Below are 19,833 nucleotides of genomic sequence, written 5' to 3' on the forward strand. Positions count from 1 at the left end.
TTATTTTCCACAAAAGAATTTAAGAGTATCGCTAAGGTATTTTTTCATATCTGAACGCTCTACTATTGCATCTATGAGTCCATGTTCGAGTAGAAATTCAGCTTTTTGGAAGCCTTCGGGTAAATCTGCACCTATGGTTTGTTTAATCACTCTTGCTCCTGCAAAACCCACCAAAGCGCCTGGTTCAGCGATGATTAAATCTCCAAGCCAAGCGAAAGAAGCGCTCACGCCTCCCATAGTAGGATCGGTTAATACGCTGATATAAGGGAGTTTTTCTTTGCTTAAAAGTTTTAAAGCAGCGCTTGTTTTACTCATTTGCATCAAAGAATAAGTACTTTCTTGCATTCTAGCTCCACCGCTTGCACTTACGATAACAACAGGAGTTTTATCTGTGATAGCTCTTTGGATTGCCCTAACGATTTTTTCGCCTTCTACAGAGCCTAAAGATCCTCCCATGAAAGAAAAATCAAACACCACAAGCTGAATTTTAAGTCCATCTATAAGACATTCTCCGCTAATGACTGCAGACTTTCTACCGGTTTTGCTTTCGCCTTCGCTCAAGCGTTTTTTATAAGACTTGCTGTCAACAAATTTGAGCGGATCTATGGCTTCTAAATTTGCATCATACTCAACAAAGGTATTTTCATCACTTAAAAGCTTGATTCTATCCATAGGAGAAATTCTCATATGATAAGAGCATTTAGGGCATACATTAAAACAAGATTCTATTTCTTTATAATACATTAAAGCATGGCAACTCTGGCATTTTACCCAATGATTTGGAGCCTCTTTGGTGCTAGGTTGTTGTCTTCTGATTTTTGAAAAAATATCTGCAAAATTCATAATAATTCACCTAATTATTTTAAAAATTCCAAGATTATATCAAAAATTTTCTTATCTTTACTTATGAGAAGGAAATTTTCATTGTTTTCTATATATAAATTTTTACACAATATCAAAGCTCCTGCAGTATCAAAGATTCGAGTTTTTCCTAAAACTAAAACAAAGCTAAAATATGGAGCATAAGCAATGCTTAAAGCTGTAGCGCCCAAAGAGCGAAATTTAAGCTTATTTTGTGCAAGGTGGTTGATAAGACTTGGGCAAAGCGTTATTTTTTCTACGATTCCAATTTGAGAAAAATGATTAGGCAAAAAAGGAGAATAGTTAGGATTGAAAAGATTTGATTTTAAATTTTTATTATCATCAAAAATTAAAATTTCATGATTTGCTAGATTGCAAATAAAAGCACTTTGAGCTTCTTCATCTTTAAAAAGTGCTGCAGATGTTCCATAAAAGGGTATTTTAGAAACAAAATTTGAACTTCCATCTAAGGGATCAAGAATGATTTTATAAGGACTATTTTCCCCGATCAAGCCACTTTCTTCGGAAAAAATTTGACCTAGGTTGCAAAGGTGCTCTATAAAGATTTTTTCACATTTTAGATCAAGCTTATAGCTTTGATTATTATCAAAGCCAAGTTCGGGACAAAAGCTAAGATCGCTTTCGCAAATATTGTTAAGATACTCGCTAATTTGCAAATTTGCTTTTAGGCAAGCATCTAGAAATTGTTTCATTAAAAGCGTGTTCCTAGGTTAAATTCAAAAGTATTGGTATCATCACCTTTTTTATCGTTGAGTGGTTTAGCAAATACAAGTTGCAATGGCCCAATAGGAGTGATCCATTCTATACCTAAACCTGTACTCATTCTTTGAATTTCATCAAGATTTTTATTTCCTATCATCCCATAATCAAAAAATACACTACCGCGAAGTTTAATTCTATCGATTAAAGGAAAGCTAAGCTCTACAGAATTTGCAAAAGCTATAGTTCCACCCACTTCATCTCCCCATTCATTTTTAGGGCTTACAGTTCTACTTTCAAAACCGCGAAGAGAGCGAATACCACCTAAATAGATTCTTTGATTGATTGGAAGATAGCCTTCATCCCAAACTTTATAAAAACTTGCTTTATAACGATAAATAAGATCATAACCTATATAATCTTGCAAACCTTGATAAAAGTTAAATTTTGAACTCGATGAAAGGAATTCTTGATCTCCTCCAAGTCCTGCATATTCTAAGCTTGTTGAAGCGATAATACCTTTTCTTGGGAGATAATAATCATCAGTGTTGTTAAAAGTAATAGCAGGAGTGATAGAGCTTTTTATAGTTTTGCCAAGCTCATAACCTGTTCTTAAAAGTGTTGGGCTTAGATGATAGATATCACTTTGCTCAAGATTGTAAGTTAAACTTACATTATAATATCTTGCAAATTGACGACCTAGGGTGATATCAAAACCGTAATTTTTTTCAGAGTAATTATCCCATTCATAATCATTAGAATAAAGCGTTCCGCCCAAGCTGTATTGACTATCAAGAATGCGTGGATTTATAAGACTGATTCTCCCTGATAGGGTATCATCACTTTTATCTACACTCACAGAACTTTTAATACCTGAACCAAAAATATTGGTATCTGATAATGAAGCATTGAGTAACAAACCATCGCTTGAACCATAGCCAATGCCTCCTGAAATAGCACCCGTAGAAGCTTCTTTAACATTGACGATTAAATCTATATGTGTATCATCTACTTTTTCTTCTTTAATTTCTACATCATCAAAATAAGAAGTTCTTCTTAAAGCATTTGTAGATTCACTTAAATCGGTGCGATTGTATAAATTTCCTTCGGTGATATAAAGTTCGCGACGTACTACTCTATCGACCGTGCGAGAATTTCCAGAAATGATAACATTTCTTATATAGACTTTATCGTGAGGAATGACCTTAAAAACAACGCTAGCTTCTTGGGTTTGATCATTTTTTTGAATATCAGGATAAACCTCTGCAAAAGCATAGCCTAAATCAGCACTTTGTGTTTCTATGGTTTTTACATCTTTGCGAATGTCTTCTATATTGATAAGTTTGCCTTGGGTTGAGCGTAGGTTTTTTACATTTTGTATATTTTCTTCCTCGCTAAATAAAGGATTTTCTATACTTATACTCTCAATTTTATAAGGCTTGCCTTCTTTGATAAAATAAGTCAGATTGGCCTGATAAGTATCGGTATAGGTTTTAAGATAAGGCGAGGATACTTGTACATCAAGATATCCTTTTTTCATGTACTCATCGCTGATTCTTGCGCTATCATTGCTTAATTCAAAAATTTTGAGCTTTCCATCATTTCTTCCCCACATCCAGCCCATAAATTCTTTTTCTTTATTGACTATACTAGGCTCGATATCTGAATATGAAAATTCCTTTGCTCCACTTAAATTAACATTGTTAATAACGATATTTTCTCCGCGATTGACTATAAATTCAAGCTCTAGTCCTTCGGTATTTTCTAGAGTTTTTTTTCTGTATTCTACTATGGTATCAAAATAGCTTTTAGCCTCATAATAAGCTTTGATGCGTTCGCTTGCTTCTTTAGCGCTTGCTTCATCAAATAAAGTTCCTCTTTTTATACCCAAAATGCTCTCTACTTGTTTTCTATCATTAGATGCAATTCCTGTAATGCTTATTTTGGCTATGCTTGGTTTTTCTGTGACAATGATATTTAAAATACCATTATTTTCCTCTACGGCAATATTTTCGAAATAATTTTGTTTATAAAGGTTAAGTATGGCGGTATTGATTTTATCAAGATTTATTGTTTCGCCGATTTTTAATCCTGTAAGATTTAAAGCACTTGCATTTGAAAGATGATTTAATCCGTTAAATTTAATTTCTTTAATTACTGCTGCATTGCTTAGTGCAACTAAGGCACAAATGCTGATGATTTTTTTCATTTATTTTTACCTAAAGCTTTATTAAAAATTTGTATAATAGCAGAAAAAATTTAACAAAGAGATTGAGATAATATTATGAAAGTAGCAATTATAGGGCTTGGATTGATAGGGGGTTCTTTAGGACTTTGTTTAAAGGAAAATAAATTAATTTCTTGTGTGTATGGTTTAGATTCAAGCAAGGAAAATGAGCAAGATGCTTTAAATTTAGGACTTGTTCATGAGCTTATAGAATTTGAAAATTTGCATTTGTGCGATATGATTTTTATCGCAACGCCTGTAAATGCTATCATAGAGATTTTACAAAAATTAGTAAATTTGCCTTCAAATACAACCATTATAGAGCTTGGAAGTACAAAAAGAAAAATCATAGAAAAATTGCCTGCAAAGCTTACCAAACAAACTCTTTTTGCCCATCCTATGGCAGGAACTGAAAACAGCGGCCCAAAAGCGGCTTTTAAAGAGCTTTATAAGGATGCTGTTTGTGTGTTGTGTGATAGTGAAGTGGCTGATGATTTGCACCAAAAAAGAGCAGTAGAAATTTTTTCGCATTTGGGTATGAGGATTGTTTTTATGGATAGCACAGCTCATGATCATCATGCCGCTATTATTTCGCATTTGCCGCATGTGATTAGTTTTTCTTTAGCAAATTTTGTGATGAAAGAAGAAGATAAAAGAAATATCGTTCATTTAGCGGGTGGTTCTTTTAAGGGTATGAGTAGGATTGCTAAATCATCTCCTATTATGTGGGGGAGTATTTTTGAACAAAACAAAGATAATGTTTTAAGTTCTATTGAATTTTTTCAAAAAGAATTAGAATTTTGCAAAAAGATGATTGAAGAGGATAAAAATGAAGAATTAAAGTCTTGGATGCAAAAAGCCAATACTTTAAGAGAAATTTTGTGAAATTTGCTGGATATTTACTGAAATTATAATAAAATTTTTTTAAGTTTTTTAAGAAAAAATAAATTTTGTTAAAATAAAAATATATTTAGGAAAAAATATGGCGAGAAAAAAGGGAAAAATTTATTTATATTTGTTAGTTTTGGTTTTAATCGGTGTTTTGGCGTTTTTTATTTCAAAAACGAATGCTTTTGAAACAACACCTCCTAAAATCCTTATGCCAGATATCATTTATAGTGATCTTAAAAAACCTATTTCAGTTCATGTAAAAGATGATGAAGGTTCTATTGAAAGTGTTCAGATTTTCTTGCAAAAAGAAGGCAATGAAACAGGTATGCCTATAGCGGATGAAAAAATTCAAAATTCAAATGATATTACCTTACAAGTTGCTCTACCAAAACTTGCCTATAAAGAAAAAGTAAAATCTTTTATCATGGAAATTAAAGCCAAAGATAAGAGTTTTTGGAATTTTTTCGGTGGCAATGAAGCGAGCAAACAAGTCCTTATCATGATTGATGATAGTGCTCCAAAGGTAAATGTATTGAGCAATTCTTATCAGATTGAGCAAGGAGGTGCTGCTAGTGTTGTGTTTTCAGCTAGTGATGCAAATTTAGATAAGGTTTATATCGAAACAAATACAGGAAAAATTTTTCAAGCTACTCCTTATTTAAAAGAAGGCTATTACGCAGCTCTTATAGCTTGGGATGCAAGAGATGAAGAATTTCGTGCTTATATCATTGCTACAGATAAGGCAGGAAATATAACCAAAGAGCGCATAAGGTATTATTTTGTCAATCGCAAATACCGCGTTTCAAATATCAATCTTACAGATAGATTTTTAGATGGCAAAATAGAAGATTTAGCACAAGAATATGCGCCAAAGGATAACAATTTTACGCGTTTTGAGAAATTTAAATTTGTAAATGAAACCTTAAGAGGCAATAATGAAATTTTGATACATAAAATCACTTCAGAAGTGCCTGAAAGTAAAATCGATGATTTTAAAATCGATTTATTTTTACCACTTCGAAATGGTATGAAGGTAGCAGATTTTGCTGATCATAGGTATTATTCTTACAATGGACAATTTGTAAGCGATTCTTATCATATGGGTATAGATTTAGCAAGCGTGGCAGAAGCTCCTATTATAAGTAATAATTCAGGCAAAGTCGTATTTGCAGAAGAAAATGGAATTTATGGACTTAATTTAATCGTCTATCATGGTTTTGGAGTTTATAGTCTTTATGGGCATTGTTCTTCTAAAAGTGTTGAACTTGATGAGATTTTAAGCAAAAAAAGTGTAATAGGTAGAACAGGTGTAAGTGGATTGGCTTTGGGGGATCATTTGCACTTTGGTGTTTTAGTTCAAGGTGTTGAAACACGCCCTGAGCAATGGCAAGATAAAAAATGGATAGAAAATAATATTTACAATGTTTTAAACGAAGGTAAAAAAATAATTTTAGGAAAAAATTAATGAAACAATTAACTTTAGCAAAAACTGTCAAAGGCGTAGGTATAGGACTTCACAAAGGTGAGCCTATAGAAATCACTTTAGAGCCTTTAGAAGCAAATAGTGGGATAGTTTTTTTTAGAAGCGATTTAAATGCTACTTATAAAGCAAGCCCTGAAAATGTTATCAATACTCAAATGGCAACGGTTTTGGGCGATGAAAGAGGATTTATTTCTACTATAGAGCATTTAATGAGTGCAATCAATGCTTATGGGATAGATAATGTCCGCATCGTTTTAAATGCTAATGAAGCACCCGTAATGGATGGATCAAGCATTAGCTTTTGTATGATGCTTGATGAAGCAGGGGTTAAAGAGCTTGATGCACCTAAAAAAATTATGGTGATTAAAAAGCCTATAGAGGTAAGAGACGGTGATAAATATGTGCGTTTAACTCCGACTAAAGAACCGCGTATTAATTATACTATCAAGTTTGATAATGCTGTTATAGGCGAACAAAGCTATAATTTTGAATTCAGTAAGAAAAACTATATAGAAAATATAGCAAGAGCTAGGACTTTTGGCTTTTTAAAAGATGTTCAAGCCCTTAGAGATATGAATTTAGCACTAGGTGGAAGTTTAGAAAATACTATAGTGGTAGATGAAAATCGTATTTTAAATCCTGAAGGTTTGCGCTTTAAAGATGAATTTGTAAGACATAAAATTTTAGACGCGATTGGAGATTTGACTTTGCTTGGGTACCGTGTTTTTGGAGATTATATTTCATATGCTGGAAGCCATCATTTAAATCATTTACTTACTAAAGAAGTTTTAAAAGATAAAGATGCTTATGAGATAGTGACCCTTGAAAAAGCAAATGAAAAAGCTTATGAAAAGGTTTTTGCATAAAAAATTCATTATTGCTTAATGCCTTATCTAAGCCTTTGATGATTGGGATTTATCAAGATGATAAACTTGTAAAAAGCATAGAGAGTGAAGAAAAGGCAAGCGAGTTTGTACCCAAAATTTTAAAGATTTTGCTAAAAGAATTTAGCTTTGATGAATTAATTTATGCCAATGGTCCAGGCTCTTATATGGGGATTAAAATTTCTTATGTAAGTCTTAGGACTTTGAGTATAGTGAAAAATATCCCTCTTTTTGCTATCAGTGCCTTTGAGCTTAACAACAATCAACCCATTGCCGCTCATAAAAATATGTGTTTTGTAAAAAAAGAAGATGAGATCATCTTGGAGGAAAATACAGCTGGAGAGTTTTTTTTACCTCCAAATTTAAGCAAGCTTAATAAAAAAGATGATAATCTACCTTTTTACTTTTTATCTGCAATTTAAAGAATTTAGGAAAAAAATTGAAAATTTTAGTACCTGCTACAAGTGCAAATTTAGGCCCTGGGTTTGATTGTTTGGGATTGAGTTTAACACTTTTTAATCATACTATTATCGAGAAGTCAAATTTTTTTAGTATCAGTGTCAATGGTGAAGGAAGCGAGAATTTAAGCCTTAAAAAAAATAATATTTTTGTAAGTATTTTTAATGAAATTTATCAAAGATTAAGTGGTAGAAAAGATCATTTTAGATTTATTTTTGATAATGCCATTCCTTTATCTCGCGGACTTGGCAGCTCTTCAGCAGTGATTATCGGTGCTATTGCAAGTGCTTATGAGATGGCAGGTTTTAAAGCAGAAAAAGAGAAAATTTTAAATGAAGCGTTAAAATACGAGAATCATCCTGACAATATAGCTCCTGCAGCACTTGGGGGCTTTGTAGTATCCATGGTAGAAAATGAAAAAGTTTTCAGTATAAAAAAAGATTTGGATGAAAATTTAAATGCTGTTGTGGTTATACCTAATGTGGCGATGAGTACAGAACAAAGTCGCAACGCCTTGCCTTCGAATTTAAGTTTGAAAGATTGTGTTTTTAATCTTTGTCATTCTTCTTTTCTTACGGCTTGTTTTTTAGAAAAAAAGTATGATTTGCTCGCTCTTGCTAGTAAAGATTTATTACACCAAACGCGTAGAATGCAAAATTTACCCGAGCTTTTTGAGGTGCAAAAATTTGCTCTTGAAAATAAGGCTTTAATGAGTACGCTTTCAGGTTCAGGCTCAAGCTTTTTTAATTTAGCATACAAGGATGATGCAAAGCATTTAGCTCAAAAAATGGAGCAAAAATTTAGAAATTTTAAAATTCTTTGTTTAGAATTTGATAATAAAGGCTTTAAAATTTGCTAAAAGAAGAAAAAAAAAGATATAATTTTGTAAAAGATAAACATGAGCCCATTCGAATGTGTATAGTCTGTAAAAATCGATATTTACAAAAAAATATGCATCGATTTAAACATTTTCAAGGTGAGCTTTATAAAGACTTTGCTTTTGGACGCAGTGTTTATTTGTGTGAGACTTGTATTTTGAGTGAAGGCAAAGTCTTGCAAAAAGCATTTTTTAAATCTTGCAAAAATCTAAATACAAAAATCACTCAGCAGAATTTAAAGGAGATAGTTTTAAATGGCAAAAATTAGAATTCATGAAATTGCGAAAGAATTAGGCTATGACAGCAAAGAAATTATCGAGAAAGCAAATGAATTGGGATTGAATATCAAAACCGCATCTAATGCTGTAGAACCCGAAGTTGCAGCAGGAATTTATGAGTATATACAAACTAAAATTATACCCGAGGCTTTCAAGAAAAATTTAAAACAAGATCCTGTAAAAAAAGCCAAAGCTGCACCCAAAGAAGAAAAAAAAGAAGAAAAATCACCTAAAGAAGTAGAAACAAAAGCTCCAGCTAAAGTCGTAGAAGAAGTAAAGCCTGAGCCAAAAACTCCTGAAGAGCCTAAAGAAAACATTCAAGAGAGTTTAGCGAGTGCGACTTTAGCTAAAAGAAGAGGGCTTGTGATTGTCAAAAAGAAAAAAGATGAAGAAGAAGCTGCGAAAAAAGAAGAGCCAAAGGCTAGCACTCCTTCAAATGAAGAGCGTCTTAGCTTAAAAACCATGTTTTCAAATGCGGATGAAAATTTAAAGAAAAAGAAAAAAGAGAAAAAGCCTTTTGTAGCGACTAAGAAAGAAAGTGCTGAAAAAATGGACTTTTTAGAAGGCCATGATTTTGCTGATATTTCTTTAGAAGATGAAGATGTGGTGGTTTTACCTGATTTTAGTGTAAAAGAACAAGAAAAACCACAAAATACTATGAAAAAACCACCTAACTTTTTGCGTCAAGCAGTAGGAAATTCAGCAAATCTTGGGCTTGAGGGTGGAATTCAAAGAAGAAGTCGTAAAAAACCACCTAAAAAAGTTGAGAAAAAAGAAAATGAAGCGGTTTCGAGCGTAGAAATTTCAAAAGAAATTCGTGTTTATGAATTTGCAGATAAGATAGGCAAAAGCGTGAGTGAAGTGATTTCAAAACTTTTCATGCTGGGTATGATGACAACTAAAAATGATTTTTTAGATGAAGATGCGATTGAAATTTTAGCTGCTGAATTTGGTATAGAGATCAATATCATCAACGAAGCAGATGAGTTTGATTATGTAAAAGACTATGAAGAAGAAGTTGATGAGAAAGATTTGGTAAGTAGAGCACCGGTGATTACTATCATGGGGCATGTTGATCATGGTAAAACTTCTTTGCTTGATTATATCAGAAAATCTCGTGTCGCTAGTGGTGAAGCAGGGGGGATCACTCAACATGTGGGCGCTTATATGGTGGAAAAAAATGGGCGTAAAATCACTTTTATAGATACTCCAGGTCACGAAGCTTTTACTGCTATGCGTGCAAGGGGTGCAAGTATCACTGATATTGTAATCATCGTTGTAGCAGCAGATGATGGGGTAAAACCACAAACTAAAGAAGCGATCAATCACGCTAAAGCAGCGGGTGTGCCTATTATTATTGCTATTAATAAAATGGATAAAGAAGCAGCAAATCCCGATATGGTAAAAACTCAACTTGCCGAAATGGAAATCATGCCAGTAGAATGGGGCGGATCTTATGAATTTGTAGGAGTTTCTGCTAAAACGGGAATGGGTATTGAAGATTTGCTTGAAATCGTGCTTTTACAAGCTGATATTTTAGAGCTTAAAGCCAATCCAAAAAGCTTTGCAAAAGCAAGTGTTATAGAGAGTTCTATCCAAAAAGGACGCGGTGCGGTAGCTACTATCATCGTACAAAATGGAACACTTAAAGTAGGAAGCACTATCGTTGCAGGTGAAGCTTATGGAAAAGTGCGCGCAATGAGCGATGATCAAGGCAAGGCTTTAAAAGAGATCAAACCGGGTGAATGTGGTGTTATCGTAGGGCTTAGTGAAGTGGCTGATGCGGGTGAAATTTTAATCGCAGTAAAGAGTGATAAAGAAGCAAGAGAGTATGCTAACAAGCGCCACGAATACAACCGCCAAAAAGAACTTAGCAAATCCACTAAAGTTAGCATTGATGAGCTTGGAGCTAAGATCAAAGAAGGTAATCTAAAAGCCTTGCCTGTTATTTTAAAAGCTGATGTACAAGGATCTTTAGAAGCCTTAAAAGCAAGCTTAGAAAAGCTTAGAAATGATGAAATTAAAGTCAATATCATACACAGTGGAGTAGGGGGGATCACGCAAAGCGATATAGAGCTTGCAAGTGCAAGTGAAAACTCCATCGTACTAGGCTTTAATATACGCCCAACCGGAGAGATCAAAGAGCGTGCTAAAGATAAAGGCGTGGAAATAAAAACTTATAATGTTATTTATAATCTACTTGATGATGTAAAAGCCTTGCTAGGTGGTATGATGAGCCCTATCATCTCTGAAGAACAACTTGGACAAGCAGAGATTAGACAAGTGATCAATGTACCAAAAATCGGACAAATTGCAGGTTGTATGGTAACCGAAGGGGTGATTAACCGTGGGGCTAAAATTCGCCTTATCCGTGATGGAGTTGTGGTTTATGAGGGAAATGTAAGCTCACTTAAACGCTTTAAAGATGATGCTAAAGAAGTGGCAAAAGGCTATGAATGTGGCGTAGGTATAGAAGGGTGCGATGATATGAGAGTGGGTGATTATATAGAAAGCTATAAAGAAGTAGAGGAACAAGCAAGTCTATGAACCCAAGTGAGATTAAAAAACTACGCACTGAAAGTATCTTAAAAGAGCTGATCCCTGAAGCTTTAGCAAATTTAGATGATGAAAATTTGAAAAATTTGTGTGTAGTGGATGTAGAGTGTAAAAAAGGCAGATATGATGCTTTTGTGTATCTTGATAAGATGTTTTTTAATGTTCATGAGCAAGAAAAAATTTTATCTTCTTTAAAAAAGGCAAGTAGAGCTTTGCAAAATTACTGCATGAGTGAGCAGGGTTGGTATAGGTGTCCGAATTTTCATTTTAAATTTGATGATAGGCTTGAGTATCAAAACCATATGGATGCACTTTTTGAAAAAATAAAAAAGGATAAAAATGAATCTTGAAGCCCTTTGCAAAGAAGTGAATTTAGAGCTTTATGATAGCGAATTAACTAGCGAAAATGGCAAGAAAATTTACCGCGTTTATGTGATGAAGCCCTTGGATGAAAAGGGTGAAAGAAGGGGTGTGAATTTGGATGATTGTGCAAGGCTTAGTGAAATTTTATCACCTATTTTCGATGTGGAACCACCTGTAAGTGGGGAGTATTTTTTAGAAGTATCTTCAGCAGGACTTGAGAGAAAACTTAGCAAGATAGAGCATTTTGCAAAAAGTATCAATGAGCTTGTAAAAATCACAACAGGTGAAAAAGAAAAAATCGAAGCAAAAATCATCAGCGTAGAGGATGAAAATATCACTTTAGAAAATTTAGAAAATCAAGAAAAAACTACTTTAAAATTTAGCGATATTAAAAAAGCCAGAACCTTCATACAATGGTAAAAATTTAGATTTTTAAATTTTTACCTATCTTTTATATAATTAAAATTAAACACAAAAATTCAAAAGGCATACAATGCTAGAAGATAAATACGATTGGAAAATAAGTAAGGCAGATCAAAATGGTAATGTGTATTATTATTTTCCAAAAGATGAGGATGAATTTAAAGAAGCAGTTGTGAAAAATGGTGGTATGAGTGTGTATGTTTATCAAGAGGGTAGATTGATAGATGAATTTCATACAAAAAGTCAAGGTTATAGGTGGACTTCACCTGTTTTTAATTATCTCAAAACTATGAATAAAAATGGAAAAGATTTTTATAGATATTATAAAAATTGTAAATTGTTTGCGATTGTGGATTGAAAGGAAATGGTATGAAATTTGTCGAGTTTAATTTTTCAAATGGAGAAAAAATACAAACCCAAATAAAAGAATCAAATGAAGAAAACTTTAGAGCATTTTTAGAAAAAAGACTAAAGAATTTTGATCAATATATCAAAGCTACAAAAGGGATAATTGAAGAATGCAAAAGACTAAATATCGTTAATAGAGATGATTTTGATACATTTCAAATAAACTCTATAGAACTTTTAAAAAAATTATTATTTGAATTAAAAAAAGGATTGTTGCAAGAATACAATAATAAAAGTGGTAATGGATGTCCGCATGCTTGCATTAATTCCCATTATTTAGAATTTGTAAAATATGTCAATGCCTATAAAGAATATACCTCAAAAGATATGGTTAAGTATTTAAAAACAAGAGGCGGAGATAAAGAATTTAAGGTAGAAATAAAAAATCAAAAAATAGAAGTTATTGCCAGTGTTGATAATATTATTAGAACATATTCTTTGGAAAGGTTTTTAAGATATAGCGTTTTAGGTAAAATTGAAGAAGATTCAAGCTATGCTAAACCATTGTTTGAAGATATATTAAATAATTCAAACCTTAGCATAATCAAGCTAAGCGAAAATGAAAAAATTTATAAAGAACAGCATTTTGAAAATGAAAAGATACTAAGCGAAAACAAAAATCTATCTTTAAATCAAATTCTTTATGGGCCTCCAGGTACAGGAAAAACTTACCATACTATAGATAAAGCTTTGGAAATCTTGGGCGAAAATTTAGAAAGTAGAGATAGAGATGAGAAAAAAGCTAAGTTTGATGAGTATGTAAAAGATGGACAAATAGTCTTTACAACTTTTCATCAAAGCTATGGATATGAAGAATTTGTCGAGGGTATAAAACCTATGATGAATAATGAAGCAAATTCACAAGAAATACAATATGAAATAAAAGATGGAATTTTTAAAGATATATGTAATAGGGCTTTGGAAAATTATGAAAATAGCAATTTAAATACAGAAGAGTTGAGAGAAAAGATAAAGCTACGGGAAAAAGTTGAAAAATTTTTAAATCGACTTTTAGAAACAAATGAGCCTATTAGCAAAACAAAAGGTGGAAATTTTTTTATCAATAGCTTCAATAATAATACAATTGAAATTTATAGTGAAGATGTAGAAAGGTTTGACGGTATTTTTAAATTAAGTTTGTCTACATTTATAACATTATTAAAATCTAATATTGAATTTAATAGCGCTGTTGAAATGTTTAAAAAAGTATTTGATAGAGATTATGCTGATAGAACTCATACTTATTATTTTAATTTGGTAAATAAATTTAAAGAGTATGAAAAACAAGCAGTATTAAAAACCGAAGATAATAAAATTAGTAGCAATTCTTTAAATTCTTACATAATCATCATTGATGAAATCAATCGTGGTAATGTAAGTAAGATTTTTGGTGAGCTTATCACCTTAATAGAACCTAGTAAAAGGATAGGTGAAAGCGAGGAATTAAAAGTTACTTTGCCTTATAGCGGTAAAAAATTTGGAGTACCTAAAAATGTATATATCCTAGGCACTATGAATACAGCTGATAGAAGTATCACTTCTCTTGATACAGCCTTAAGAAGAAGATTTGAATTTGTAGAGATGATGCCTGATCCTGATTTGCTTAAGAATGTTTTTATTTGCAAAGATGTAGAAAATCCAAATAAAGATGAAGATTATTTAGGAGATGATGCTAAAACAGAAGGTTTTGCAGAGATACTTCAAAATATTTTAATAAGTATAAATAAAAGAATTGAGTTTTTATTGGATAGGGAAAAAACCATAGGACACGCATTTTTTATGAGTGAAGCTGTTAAATTTAATAAAGATAATTGGTGTAAACCAGATAAATATGAAGAAGATTGGTATGTTTTAAGTATCTCAAAATTAAAAAGTATTTTTCAAAATAAAATCATCCCGCTTTTGCAAGAGTATTTTTACAATGACTATGCTTTAATTAGCGCAGTTTTAAATGATAATGGTATGATTGAAAAATGTGAAAAAGATGATAAATATCTACAAAAAATAAAAAATTTGGACAATGTAGATAGCGAGAAGATTATTTATAATATTGCTTCATTTGATAATAAAATTTGGAACGATATAAAAACTTATCAAGCTATTTATAATGATGGGGAAAATCAATCAAAAAATGATAAACAATAACACCTTTTCCATCATCGAACACCAAGCTTTTTCTAAAGAAGATTTGCAAGGAATTTTCAAAGAAAAGGCTAAAAAATTCTATCAAGAGCTAGAAGACTTTGCTAAAAATAATGAAAATTTTCTAGGCTTTAAAAACAAAAACACCCTAACAGCTAAAAATTATGTAGGCATTATCCAAACCAAAAGTGGAGTTTTAGAAATTTTACCAAAATGTACAAATTTGGACGGTTATAAAGATAAAGAGTGCAAATTATCTACTATCTCGAAAGAAAAACTACTAAAAAATTATATTTTAAATCAAATAAGTCAAGCTAAAACCAGTGAGAATTTTTATGGAGAGGATTTTGCTTTCAATCCCAAAACCCTTTTAATCAATATGCTAAAAACCTTAAAAAATTCTCCTTTTAAAAAATCCCAAATTTCATCTTTGCAAATTTCTAAAATGCCTTTGCTAGAGGTATTTATCGCAATGTTTTTGGATGAATTGGACGGGGTTTATAAAAAGGGTTTGAAAAAGGATTATATAAGCATTGAAGAAAATAGAAATTTTCTTAAAGGAAAATTGCAATTTAGCCAACATTTAAAACAAAATTTAGTTCATAAAGAAAGATTTTTCACTCAAAGTGATGAATTTATGCTCGATATTGCGCCCAATCGCCTTATAAAATCCACTCTCAATCTTTTAAAATCCAAAACCACTCACCATAAATTTAAAATCATCAAAGCTTTGGAAATGTTTGATGAGGTGGGATTTTCTACAAATTATGAAAAAGATTTCACTTATAAAATTTCAAGACATTTTGATTATTATGAAAATCTACTTTCTTGGTGTAAGATCTTTTTGCAAAATCAAACTTTTGCACCTTATAAGGGCAAAAATGAAGCTTTTGCCTTGCTTTTTCCTATGGAAAAACTTTTTGAAGATTATGTAGCTCATATGCTAAAAAAAGCAAATCCGACTCAAAATATCAAAACTCAAAGCAGCGGAAAATACCTGATCTCAAAAAAGGGTGAAAAATGCTTTATGTTAAAGCCTGATTTGTATATAGAAAATGAAACGATTTTAGATACCAAGTGGAAAATTCCAGATAGCAATGAAGATAAAAAGCATGGCATAGCGCAAAGTGATTTGTATCAAATGTTTGCTTATGCTTGTAAATTTAAAATTCATGATATTAAATTGATCTATCCTTTATGTGAAAGAACGATGAGTTTGCAAAATACAATAAAAGAATTAGAATTCAATGCAAATGAGCATTTGGCATTTTTAAATGATAATAGCCCTTTGAAAACAAATATAAAAGTGCAAGTGATTTTTGCACCTTTACCTTTTTAGTAAAAACTTTGCTAGCAAGTGTATCAAAAAGCCAAAGCAAGCTACAGCTATGATACAAGCACCGCTTGAGAGATTAAAATAATAGCTTATTATAAGCCCTAAAACGCAAAAAATCATACTCAATACACTTGCTAAAATCATTATTAAACCTAGTTTTTTTGTAAAATTTTCAGCTATAAAGCTAGGTATGCTAAGTAAAGCCATGATCAAAATAATCCCCACAAGGCGTATAGAAATCACTATGCAAAATGCCATAAGTGCGATTAAAAGATAATGAAAAAAGCTTGTATTTATCCCTCGCACTTTTGCAAATTCGACATCAAAGCTTAAAGCTTCAAATTGTCTATAAAATAAAAGCATTAAAACAATCACCACCCCATCTACTATCGCCATCAGCCATAGATCTTGCATTCCTACTGCTAAAATATTTCCAAAAAGATAAGCCATCAAATCCGTGCTATAACCTGGACTTAAATCTATAAGTATGATCCCAAAAGCCATCCCAAAAGCCCAAATCACAGCGACTATGCTATCGCTTCTGTGCTCATAACGCTTCGATAAAAATGCTACCAAAAAGGCTAAAAAGAGCGTGAAAATACCTGTGCTGATCAATATAGGCAAAGAAAAATAAAACGCTATACCAATACCCCCAAAAGCCCCATGCGTGATGCCTCCTGCTATGGAAAAGAGTCGATTTATCATCACAAGCGTACCTACGACTCCACAAGCAATGCTGACTAAAACCGCAGCCAATAAAGCATTTTGAAAAAAGGTGAAATTTAAAATTTCAAACATGGCTTTCCTTTGAAAATTTCAAACAAAAATTTTCTTTTTTAAAATTTGATTTTTTTAAATTTCTTCTTGCAAATTCTTGTTCACAAATTTTTTTCTTCTCACAATTTTCTTCATCGCAAAAGCAAGAATTTAAACTCATTTCTACATCGCAAAAATGCGAATGATTTTCATAAAGGTGTTTTAAAAATACGCTTTTGTCTTTTTCTTTGGTATTGGTATGCAAAAAGAGTTCTTTGTTTAAATACGCGATTTTATCACTATAAGCAAGCACGAGATTGATATCGTGGCAAATGAGTAAAATTCCTATACCCTTTTCATGCAAAGAACTTAGGAGTTCAAAAATTTGAATCGCGGATTTGCTATCAACGCTTGCTGTAGGCTCATCTAAGATCAGCATTTTACATTCATCGACTAAAGCTCTAGCAATAAAAACGCGTTGTTTTTGACCTCCGCTTAATTCATTGATTTTTCTATCCCAAAAATCCTGCATACCTACACTTGCTAGAGCTTCTAAGGCTTTGTTTTTATCTTTTTTACTATAAAAACCAAAAATTTTTTTATTGACAAGTCCCATTAAAACGATTTCTATAACCCTTGGGCAAAAGTTAGGATTAGCTAGAGTGTGTTGAGGGACATAGCCGATTTCATTTTTTTTAATCCCATGAAAACTGATAGTTTTTTTAGTCTTTAAAAGCCCTAGGATGAGTTTTACAAGCGTAGATTTTCCCGCACCATTAGGGCCGATGATAGAAAGAAAATCTTTACTATCATAGCTTAAGTTGATATTTTTTAAGATTGTTTCGTTATTGTAAGCGTAATTAAGATTTGATATTTCAAAAAAAAGCATTAAAAAACCTAACTATAAATTTTCATAAAAAGCATTTGCTGTTTTTAAAAGTTCATTTTCCCAATCATAAGATAAATAATCTATCTTGTAAATTTTTACATTGTATTCTTTTTCTAAAGTTTTTGCTGTTTTTTCAGGAAAACGAGTCTGTACAAAAATAACTTTAATATTTTTTTCTTTAATCAACGCACCCAAATTTTTTATATCTTTACTTTTTAGTTTTTTTCCTAAAAATTCTATATGATTTTGCACAAGATCATAACGCTTGGCAAAATATGACCAAGCGGGATGATATGTTATAAATTCTTTATTTTTTACTTTTTGTAATTTTGAAGAGATCTGTAAATTTAAGACATCTAACTCTGTTAAAAATTTATCTAAATTATGCTTGTATAAGCTTTTGTTTTGAGGGTATTTTTCTACTAGAGCATTATAGGTATTTAAGGCTATGTTTTGAACTAAAATGGGATCAAGCCAAGTAAAAGGATCTAAAATTTCTTTGGAGTTGCTAGAACTAGTTTTAGCTAGAGGAGTATCTTTTTGCATGTCTATGATTTTAACTTTTGGAAATTTTTGTTCTAGTTTATCTGTTAATTTCTTTTCAAATTCTAAGCCTATGGTAAAGTAAAGCTCACTTTTTTCAAGCTTTTTCATAGGGTTTGATTTGGATTTTGGCTTGTGTGTATTTGTGGATAAGATGTTTATATTTAGAGTATCACCTGCTATTTTTTTAACAAAAAAAGCTTGTGGGGCTATGCTTACGCTGATTAAAGGTAAATTTAGATTTTCACTTGGTTGTAAGGTTTTAGCGCAAAGAAAGGAATTAAAAAGTCCTAAAAATATAAAAAGAAGGAATATTTTTTTCATTATTTTATATCCTAAAGAGAATGAAATTTTAAAAAATTATAACAATATTAAGTTTATAAATTAGAATTTCTAAATTTTTATAGCACATCTATATGAAATTATTGTTTTATAGGGTATATTTTTTAATTTAAGTTTAAATTTGCTTATTTATAATTACAACATCAAAAATTCTCTTTTAAAATTTTTTAAAGAGAGGTGTAAAATCTGTGAAAAGTGTCAAAATTAAAGTCTCACTTATTGCAAATTTGATAGCAATTGTGTGTCTAATTTTTTAGGGATTATAACATTTATCTTTGTTAAGGATGAGGTTTTTAATCAAGTGGTTAAGTCTGAAAGTAATTATGTAAGAACTGCTAAAAATTCTATGGAGGCTTTTAAAGCAAGAAATACCGCAGCTCTTGAAAGCTTGGCTAAAAATATTTTAAAACTTCCTTATGAACAAATCAGCAATCAAGAAGCTTTAATGCGTTATGTAGGTAAGGATTTAAAGGTGTTTAGAGATGCTGGAGGGTTTTTAGCAGTTTATATTGCTCAGCCTGATGGTGAACTTGTTGTTACAGATCCTGATTCTGATGAAAAAGGTTTAAATTTCGGAATTTATGGTAAAGCAGACAATTATGATGCTAGAACAAGGGATTATTTTAAAGGAGCTGTAAAAGCAAATGGCTTGTATGTAACTCCTTCTTATCTTGATTTAACTACTAACCTACCTTGTTTTACTTATGCTACACCGCTTTATAAAGAAGGAAAATTTATCGGAGTTTTAGCAATTGATATTTTGGTAAAGGATCTGCAAAGAGAATTTGAAAACTTACCAGGAAGAACTTTTGTGTTTGATAGCGAAAATTCAATTTTCGTTTCTACTGATAAAGAGCTTTTAAAACCAGGTTATGATGTTAGCCCTGTTGCGAATATCGCTAAAGATAAAAAAGACTATGAGCCTTTCCGTTATGTAAGACCACTTGATGGAACTCAAAGATTTGGTGTATGTGCTAAGGTGTTAGGAGAATATACAGCTTGTGTAGGAGAACCTATTGATTATATAGAAGAGCCTGTGTTTAAAATTGCTTATATACAAATTGCTATAGTAATTATTACAAGTATTATTAGCGTTCTTTTACTTTATTTTATTGTATCACGCTATCTATCCCCACTTGCTTCTATCCAAGTAGGACTTAACTCCTTCTTCGATTTCATCAACCATAAAACTAAAAATGTTTCTACTATTGATGTAAAAACCAATGATGAATTTGGTCAAATCTCTAAAGCTATCAACGAAAACATCCTTGCTACTAAACAAGGTTTAGAACAAGATGCTAAAGCAGTAAAAGAAAGTGTTGAAACTGTAGGAGTAGTAGAAAGTGGTAATCTTACTGCAAGAATTACTGCTAATCCAAGAAACCCACAACTGA

General features: G+C 31.6%; 18 protein-coding genes and 1 pseudogene. 13 read left to right on the plus strand and 6 right to left on the minus strand.

Going from position 1 to position 19,833, the window contains the following annotated elements; translation table 11 throughout:
• The 3 genes from accD to bamA are packed head-to-tail and all read right to left on the minus strand — an operon-like array spanning position 1 to position 3,790.
• Positions 1 to 843: an acetyl-CoA carboxylase, carboxyltransferase subunit beta gene (gene accD / locus KAR88_RS07965; RefSeq protein WP_002778671.1), complete on the minus strand. Its 843-nt coding sequence runs from the start codon at positions 841 to 843 to the stop codon at positions 1 to 3.
• Between the two features lie 14 nt (positions 844 to 857).
• Positions 858 to 1,574 carry an inositol monophosphatase family protein gene (locus KAR88_RS07970; protein WP_052781009.1) on the minus strand — a complete coding sequence of 239 codons (717 nt, stop codon included), beginning with the start codon at positions 1,572 to 1,574 and terminating at the stop codon, positions 858 to 860.
• Positions 1,574 to 3,790 (minus strand): outer membrane protein assembly factor BamA, encoded by a 2,217-nt coding sequence (bamA, locus tag KAR88_RS07975; RefSeq protein WP_002778667.1) that lies wholly within the window; start codon positions 3,788 to 3,790, stop codon positions 1,574 to 1,576. The genes KAR88_RS07970 and bamA overlap by 1 nt, the downstream gene beginning before the upstream one ends.
• A gap of 75 nt (positions 3,791 to 3,865) precedes the next feature.
• Between bamA and KAR88_RS07980 the strand changes: the two genes are divergently transcribed.
• From KAR88_RS07980 to KAR88_RS08035, 12 genes are all read left to right on the plus strand, one after another.
• Positions 3,866 to 4,693, plus strand: a complete 828-nt coding sequence (locus KAR88_RS07980; RefSeq protein WP_002778665.1) for a prephenate dehydrogenase — start codon at positions 3,866 to 3,868, stop codon at positions 4,691 to 4,693.
• 97 nt (positions 4,694 to 4,790) lie between these two features.
• The gene (locus KAR88_RS07985) at positions 4,791 to 6,164 is read left to right on the plus strand and encodes a M23 family metallopeptidase (RefSeq protein WP_002778663.1); all 1,374 of its coding nucleotides are present in this window, start codon (positions 4,791 to 4,793) and stop codon (positions 6,162 to 6,164) included.
• Complete coding sequence (lpxC, locus tag KAR88_RS07990; protein WP_002778660.1) at positions 6,164 to 7,048, plus strand: UDP-3-O-acyl-N-acetylglucosamine deacetylase; 885 nt, start codon at positions 6,164 to 6,166, stop codon at positions 7,046 to 7,048. Before KAR88_RS07985 ends, lpxC begins: the two co-directional genes overlap by 1 nt.
• 38 nt (positions 7,049 to 7,086) lie before the next feature.
• The gene (locus KAR88_RS07995; protein WP_023362253.1) at positions 7,087 to 7,488 is read left to right on the plus strand and encodes a molecular chaperone; all 402 of its coding nucleotides are present in this window, start codon (positions 7,087 to 7,089) and stop codon (positions 7,486 to 7,488) included.
• A 17-nt stretch (positions 7,489 to 7,505) separates the two neighbouring features.
• On the plus strand, positions 7,506 to 8,384 hold the full coding sequence (gene thrB, locus KAR88_RS08000; protein WP_002778656.1) for a homoserine kinase: 879 nt from the start codon (positions 7,506 to 7,508) through the stop codon (positions 8,382 to 8,384).
• A 53-nt stretch (positions 8,385 to 8,437) separates the two neighbouring features.
• Complete coding sequence (locus tag KAR88_RS08005) at positions 8,438 to 8,671, plus strand: DUF448 domain-containing protein (protein WP_025399319.1); 234 nt, start codon at positions 8,438 to 8,440, stop codon at positions 8,669 to 8,671.
• Positions 8,658 to 11,228, plus strand: a complete 2,571-nt coding sequence (gene infB / locus KAR88_RS08010; RefSeq protein WP_002783804.1) for a translation initiation factor IF-2 — start codon at positions 8,658 to 8,660, stop codon at positions 11,226 to 11,228. The genes KAR88_RS08005 and infB overlap by 14 nt, the downstream gene beginning before the upstream one ends.
• Complete coding sequence (gene rbfA, locus KAR88_RS08015; RefSeq protein ID WP_002778650.1) at positions 11,225 to 11,587, plus strand: 30S ribosome-binding factor RbfA; 363 nt, start codon at positions 11,225 to 11,227, stop codon at positions 11,585 to 11,587. The genes infB and rbfA overlap by 4 nt, the downstream gene beginning before the upstream one ends.
• Positions 11,577 to 12,020, plus strand: a complete 444-nt coding sequence (gene rimP, locus KAR88_RS08020; protein ID WP_002778643.1) for a ribosome maturation factor RimP — start codon at positions 11,577 to 11,579, stop codon at positions 12,018 to 12,020. Before rbfA ends, rimP begins: the two co-directional genes overlap by 11 nt.
• 73 nt (positions 12,021 to 12,093) lie before the next feature.
• A complete protein-coding gene (locus KAR88_RS08025; protein ID WP_002794387.1) occupies positions 12,094 to 12,381 on the plus strand; it encodes a hypothetical protein in 288 nt (95 codons plus the stop codon).
• 11 nt (positions 12,382 to 12,392) lie between these two features.
• Entirely contained in the window at positions 12,393 to 14,576 is a 2,184-nt protein-coding gene (locus KAR88_RS08030) for an AAA family ATPase (RefSeq protein ID WP_131260549.1), read from the plus strand.
• Positions 14,539 to 15,912, plus strand: coding sequence for a mcrBC 5-methylcytosine restriction system component (locus tag KAR88_RS08035; protein WP_002803980.1), 1,374 nt, complete (start codon positions 14,539 to 14,541; stop codon positions 15,910 to 15,912). The genes KAR88_RS08030 and KAR88_RS08035 overlap by 38 nt, the downstream gene beginning before the upstream one ends.
• Here the strand turns inward: KAR88_RS08035 and KAR88_RS08040 are convergent.
• Genes KAR88_RS08040 through KAR88_RS08050 form a run of 3 tightly spaced genes read right to left on the minus strand, consistent with a single transcriptional unit; the run spans position 15,901 to position 18,421 of the window.
• Positions 15,901 to 16,707, minus strand: coding sequence for a metal ABC transporter permease (locus KAR88_RS08040; RefSeq protein WP_002778637.1), 807 nt, complete (start codon positions 16,705 to 16,707; stop codon positions 15,901 to 15,903). The genes KAR88_RS08035 and KAR88_RS08040 overlap by 12 nt on opposite strands.
• Entirely contained in the window at positions 16,700 to 17,554 is an 855-nt protein-coding gene (locus tag KAR88_RS08045) for a metal ABC transporter ATP-binding protein (RefSeq protein ID WP_002780105.1), read from the minus strand. Before KAR88_RS08045 ends, KAR88_RS08040 begins: the two co-directional genes overlap by 8 nt.
• Before the next feature lie 12 nt (positions 17,555 to 17,566).
• Positions 17,567 to 18,421, minus strand: a complete 855-nt coding sequence (locus KAR88_RS08050) for a zinc ABC transporter substrate-binding protein (RefSeq protein WP_002783792.1) — start codon at positions 18,419 to 18,421, stop codon at positions 17,567 to 17,569.
• A gap of 206 nt (positions 18,422 to 18,627) precedes the next feature.
• Between KAR88_RS08050 and KAR88_RS08055 the strand changes: the two are divergent.
• A pseudogene (locus KAR88_RS08055) lies at positions 18,628 to 19,833 on the plus strand (cache domain-containing protein); the annotation flags it as partial.

This window comes from Campylobacter sp. JH23 (assembly GCF_017846595.1).
Taxonomy (GTDB): Bacteria; Campylobacterota; Campylobacteria; order Campylobacterales; family Campylobacteraceae; genus Campylobacter_D; species Campylobacter_D coli.